The organism is Neisseria sp. HMSC078C12 (genome assembly GCF_001838065.1).
GTDB lineage: Bacteria > Pseudomonadota > Gammaproteobacteria > Burkholderiales > Neisseriaceae > Neisseria.
Window position 1 is genome coordinate 130,814 of the sequence record NZ_KV835621.1, and the last position, 6,019, is coordinate 136,832.

General features: G+C 49.5%; 5 protein-coding genes. 4 read left to right on the top strand and 1 reads right to left on the bottom strand.

The genetic code is table 11. The features are described 5' to 3' along the window. The first annotated feature begins 7 nt into the window (after nt 1-7). From HMPREF2596_RS10240 to HMPREF2596_RS10250, 3 genes are all read left to right on the top strand, one after another. Nucleotides 8-2,119, top strand: coding sequence for a TonB-dependent receptor (locus HMPREF2596_RS10240; protein WP_070850957.1), 2,112 nt, complete (start codon nt 8-10; stop codon nt 2,117-2,119). A gap of 170 nt (nt 2,120-2,289) precedes the next feature. Further along, nucleotides 2,290-2,985 (top strand): thiol:disulfide interchange protein DsbA/DsbL, encoded by a 696-nt coding sequence (locus HMPREF2596_RS10245; RefSeq protein ID WP_003749428.1) that lies wholly within the window; start codon nt 2,290-2,292, stop codon nt 2,983-2,985. A gap of 138 nt (nt 2,986-3,123) precedes the next feature. Beyond that, nucleotides 3,124-3,423, top strand: coding sequence for a hypothetical protein (locus HMPREF2596_RS10250; RefSeq protein ID WP_004520276.1), 300 nt, complete (start codon nt 3,124-3,126; stop codon nt 3,421-3,423). Nucleotides 3,424-3,525: 102 nt separating this feature from the next. On the opposite strand, the gene ffh is transcribed toward HMPREF2596_RS10250, so the two are convergent. Further along, nucleotides 3,526-4,896: a signal recognition particle protein gene (gene ffh / locus HMPREF2596_RS10255; protein WP_070645238.1), complete on the bottom strand. Its 1,371-nt coding sequence runs from the start codon at nt 4,894-4,896 to the stop codon at nt 3,526-3,528. Nucleotides 4,897-5,078: 182 nt separating this feature from the next. Between ffh and ccsA the strand changes: the two genes are divergently transcribed. Next, nucleotides 5,079-5,891 carry a cytochrome C assembly family protein gene (ccsA, locus tag HMPREF2596_RS10260; protein WP_070461213.1) on the top strand — a complete coding sequence of 271 codons (813 nt, stop codon included), beginning with the start codon at nt 5,079-5,081 and terminating at the stop codon, nt 5,889-5,891. Nucleotides 5,892-6,019: the final 128 nt, after the last annotated feature.

A 6,019-nucleotide genomic window follows, 5' to 3' on the forward strand; every position in this document is an offset into this window, starting at 1 on the left:
TATAAAAATGCAAATACCATTTCATTTGGCTTTATTACCCACGCTGATTATCGCTTCTTTCCCTGTTACTGCCGCCGATACGCAGGATAATGGTGAACATTACACCGCCACCCTGCCCACCGTTTCCGTGGTCGGACAGTCAGATACCAGTGTACTCAAAGGCTACATCAACTACGACGAAGCTGCCGTTACCCGCAACGGCCAGCTTATTAAGGAAACGCCGCAAACCGTTGATACGCTCAATATCCAGAAAAACAAAAATTACGGCACGAACGATTTGAGTTCCATCCTCGAAGGCAACGCCGGTATTGACGCTGCCTACGATATGCGCGGCGAAAGCATTTTCCTGCGCGGCTTCCAAGCCGATGCATCCGATATTTACCGCGACGGCGTGCGCGAAAGCGGACAAGTGCGCCGCAGCACCGCCAACATCGAGCGCGTGGAAATCCTGAAAGGCCCGTCCTCCGTGCTTTACGGGCGCACCAACGGCGGTGGCGTCATCAACATGGTCAGCAAATACGCCAACTTCAAACAAAGCCGCAATATCGGTGCGGTTTACGGCTCGTGGGCAAACCGCAGCCTGAATATGGACATTAACGAAGTGCTGAACAAAAACGTCGCCATCCGCCTCACCGGCGAAGTTGGGCGCGCCAATTCGTTCCGTAGCGGCATAGACAGCAAAAACGTCATGGTTTCGCCCAGTATTACCGTCAAACTCGACAACGGCTTGAAATGGACGGGGCAATACACCTACGACAATGTGGAGCGCACACCTGACCGCAGCCCGAACAAGTCCGTGTACGACCGCTTCGGACTGCCTTATCGCATGGGTTTTGCCCACCCGAACGATTTTGTGAAAGACAAGCTGCAAGTTTGGCGTTCCGACCTTGAATACGCCTTCAACGACAAATGGCGCGCCCAATGGCAGCTCGCCCACCGCACGGCGGCGCAGGATTTCGACCATTTCTATGCAGGCAGCGAAAACGGCAACCTTATCCGCCGCAACTACGCCTGGCAGCAGACCGACAACAAAATCCTGTCGTCCAACTTCACGCTCAACGGCGACTACACCATCGGACGTTTTGAAAATCATCTGACCGTAGGCCTGGATTACAGCCGCGAAAACCGCAACCCGACATTGGGTTACAGCCGAGCCTTTTCCGCCTCCATCAACCCCTACGACCGCGCAAGCTGGCCGGCTTCGGGCAGGCTGCAACCCGTCCTCACCCAAAACCGCCACAAAGCCGACTCCTACGGCATTTTCGTGCAAAACATCTTCTCAGCCACGCCCGACTTGAAATTCGTCCTCGGCGGCCGTTACGACAAATACACCTTTAATTCCGAAAACAAACTTACCGGCAGCAGCCGCCAGTACAGCGGCCACTCGTTCAGCCCCAACATCGGCGCAGTGTGGAACATCAACCCAGTCCACACACTTTACGCCTCGTATAACAAAGGCTTCGCGCCTTATGGCGGACGCGGCGGCTATTTGAGTATCGACACTTCGTCTGCCGCCGTGTTCAACGCCGACCCCGAGTACACCCGCCAATACGAAACCGGCGTTAAAAGCAGTTGGCTGGACGACCGCCTCAGCACTACGTTGTCTGCCTACCAAATCGAACGCTTCAATATCCGCTACCGCCCCGACGCGCAAAATGATCCCTACACTTGGGCTGTCGGCGGCAAACACCGTTCGCGCGGTGTGGAACTGTCCGCCATCGGACAAATCATCCCCAAAAAACTCTACCTGCGCGGTTCGTTGGGCGTGATGCAGGCGAAAGTCGTTGAAGACAAAGAAAATCCCGACCGCTTGGGCATCCATTTGGACAACACCAGCAACGTTACTGGCAACCTGTTCTTCCGTTACACGCCGACCGAAAACCTCTACGGCGAAATCGGCGTAACCGGTACGGGCAAACGCTACGGCTACGATTCAAGAAACAAAGAAGTCACCACGCTTCCCGGCTTCGTCCGAACCGACGCCATGCTCGGCTGGAACCGCAAAAACCTGAACCTCACTTTCGCCGTCGGCAATCTGTTCAATCAAAAATATTGGCGTTCGGATGCCATGCCGGGTAATCCGCGCGGCTATACTGCCCGGGTAAATTACCGTTTCTGATGAAATCAGGCAAAGGCCGTCTGAAAATAAGGCTATGATCTAAGCCATATTTCAGACGGCCTTTTATAAAGGTTGAAATAAAACTAAACACATTTTTTCACTCAAATCGAACACACCTCCAACAAAATGCCATAAAATCCGCCCATTGATTTGAATGTAAAGAGATACCTATGAAACTGAAAACCTTAGCTTTGACTTCATTGACCCTGTTGGCATTGGCCGCTTGCGGCAAACAGGCGGAAACCAGCGTTCCGGCAGACAGCGCCCAAAGCAACACATCCGCTCCGGCAGCCCCTGCCGCATTGACCGAAGGTGTCAATTACACCGTATTGTCCAATCCGATTCCGCAACAGCAGGCCGGCAAAATCGAAGTATTGGAATTCTTCGGCTACTTCTGCCCGCATTGCGCCCATCTTGAGCCGGTTTTGAGCGAGCACATCAAAACGTTTAAAGACGATACCTATATGCGCCGGGAGCATGTCGTTTGGGGTGATGAAATGAAACCTTTGGCACGTTTGGCGGCCGCAGTGGAAATGGCCGGTGAATCAGATAAAGCCAACAGCCATATTTTCGATGCGATGGTTAACCAAAAAATTAACTTGGCCGATACCGATACCCTGAAAAAATGGTTGTCCGAGCAAACCGCGTTTGACGGTAAAAAAGTATTGGCTGCATTTGAAGCGCCCGAAAGCCAAGCGCGTGCGGCTCAAATGGAAGAATTGACCAATAAATTCCAAATCAGCGGCACACCGACCGTGATCGTCGGCGGCAAATACCAAGTCGAATTTAAAGACTGGCAGTCCGGCATGACCACAATTGACCAGTTGGTGGACAAAGTACGCGAAGAGCAGAAAAAGCCGCAATAAGTTGAAGGTTGAATGAGTAAAGGTCTCGCGTCTCTTATCTTTTTTCCTTTACTTTACTGAAAGATCTAAGCCATGTGTGATTACTGTTCTGACCTGCGACCTACCGTTCGTATCAGGGTTCCGAAAGAATTATCGCAAATGTTACTGCGAGCCTCTGATCGTTTAGCAGACGGCACGCTTATCGATATTACTCCAGCCTACGACAAAGTTTATGGTCCCAGCCTTGATGTTGCCAAAACCATCGCTAACAGCGGTTACATTACCCATACAGATTCTCAGGGTAATCGTGACATATATGGTTGGAACGATTTCGTGGTGCATTATTTTCAATGTACGCACTGCAATGCCGTTTTCAGGCTTGGTGCCGAAACCTACCATGGTAGTGGTGGCCAATGGGAAATGCTGGAAGAGGCAACGATACGCTATGAAAATTCTTAAAAGGAATAGATTTCATAGTTATATGTGAATAGTAATTCTTGCTAGAGTAAAAATAAAAACGCCGTCTGAAACTTTTCAGACGGCGTTTTCTGTAAAATTAGCTTACAAACCTGGGAACATGCCTTTCATTCCCTTCATGCCTTTGGCCAAACGCATCAGTTTGCCCAAACCGTTGCCACTGAACATCTTCATCATTTGTTGCATTTGTTCAAACTGTTTGAGCAATTTATTCACTTCCTGCACGGTCGTACCCGCGCCCATTGCAATACGGCGTTTGCGGCTGGCTTTGAGCAGGGCAGGGTTGGCGCGTTCTTTTGGAGTCATCGAGTTGATGATGGCTTCTACTTTGCCCATCGCTTTTTCAGCCGTGCCTTCGGGGATTTGTTTCGATATTTGACCCAGTTCGCCAGGCATTTTTGACATTAGGTTTTCCAAGCCGCCCATATTGCGCATCTGTTGGATTTGCTCTTTAAAGTCGTTGAGGTCGAAGCCTTTGCCTTTTTGCAGCTTTTTCGCCATTTTGGCGGCGGCTTCTTCATCAATACCTTTTTGAACGTCTTCAATCAGGGTCAATACGTCGCCCATGCCGAGGATACGGCTGGCAAGACGGTCGGGGTGGAAAGGTTCGAGGCCGTTGATTTTTTCGCCGACACCGATAAATTTAATCGGTTTGCCGGTTACATGGCGTACGGACAATGCCGCACCGCCGCGCGAGTCGCCGTCCATCTTGGTCAATACGACACCGGTCAGCGGCAGGGCTTCATTAAATGCCTGAGCAGTGTTCACCGCATCCTGACCCAACATGGCATCGATAACGAACAAAGTTTCAACCGGGTTGACCGCCGTATGAAGCGCTTTGATTTCGTTCATCATCTCTTCATCGATTGCCAAACGGCCGGCGGTATCGACCATCAAGACATCGTAAAAATGTTTTTTGGCGTAATCGACGGCGGCAGTTGCAATCTCAACCGGTTTTTGGTTGGTATCGGATGGGAAAAAGTCCACGCCGACCTGTTCGGCCAACAGGCGCAGCTGTTCAATCGCGGCAGGGCGGTAAACGTCGGCGGATACCACCAAAACTTTTTTCTTCTGATCGTTTTTCAGCAGGCGGGCGAGTTTGCCGACGGTTGTTGTCTTACCGGCACCCTGCAAACCGGCCATTAAAACGATGGCAGGCGGTGAAACCGACAAATCCAGTGTTTTGTTTTCCTTGCCCATCAGTTCGACTAAGGCTTGGTTGACCACGCCGATAAAGGCTTGGTCAGGCGTTAGGCTGCCGACGACTTCTTGGCCAAGGGCCTGTTCTTTGACTGTGTTGACGAATTCTTTAACGACGGGCAATGCAACGTCGGCTTCCAGCAGGGCAAGACGAACCTCGCGCAAGGCTTCTTTAATATTGTCTTCGGTCAGCGTTGATTGGCCGCGAATATTTTTAAGTACCTTGCTGAAGCGGTTGGTCAGGTTGTCTAACATACTTATCCTTGATAATGAGAATAGCTGCCCAATACAGGGCATTCTTTGTTAAAATAAAATTCGGATTATTTTACACGATAGTCCGAAGTTATGCTTCAAGAACACAAACACGCACACCAAGGCCGTCTGAAACCCTGCCGGCTGTCCGTCTAGTGTTCACATGTCTATTGAGAAAGATATTTATGCCGATTGTCTTAATCTGCCTGATGCTGGTGTATGCCGGATTGGGCGCATTTTCCTGGTTGCAACATAAAAAGCACAATAATAAGTCTTACCCGCTGAAAACCGAGCTGCTGATTTTGAGCGGCGCATTATTGGTACATGGCGCAGCATTGATGTTTCCAGTATTGCAGGATAGGGTATTGATTACCGGTTTCGGCTATTCGCTCAGTCTGATAGTCTGGCTGATGCTGATGATGTACTGCTTGGGCAGCTTCTTTTATTGTCTGCGCGGAGTGCAACTCTTATTGTATCCCTGCGCCGCATTGACCTTATTATTGGGTTTCCTCTTCCCAGGGGATTTTTCAGGTCGTCAAATCGTAGACTTATTGCCGCTGTCGCACATCGCATCATCATTGCTAGCATACGGACTATTTGGCATCGTTACCTTATTTGCCATCCTGATCCTTTTGCTCGACCGCAATCTGCACAAACGCCGTTTTTCCGCATTGGTTAGCTTCTTGCCGCCATTATTGAGTTTGGAAAAACTTATGTTTCAAGGTATGTGGGCAGGTTTCGTTTTATTGACCTATTCTGTAATCAGCGGTACGTTTTTTGCAGAAACTATTTTCGGCAAGCCGATGACCTTCACGCATAAAACCATCTTCAGTATTATGTCGTGGCTGATTTATGGCGCATTATTGTTGAAACACAGCATGACCGCATGGCGCGGCAAAAAAGCCGCCGTTTGGACTATTGTCGGATTTGTCAGTCTGATTTTTGCCTATGTGGGCAGTAAATTTGTCCTAGAAATTGTCCTTCAACGTATTGGATAAATAGAAAACATAAAAAAGGCCGTCTGAAAGAGCAATTCAGACGGCCTTTGTTTTGTGTTTTTTGTATATTTGGAGAGTGTAGAAAGGTTGTTGGAGTTTTTTATAAAATAAAAACCCTGTTAAAACAG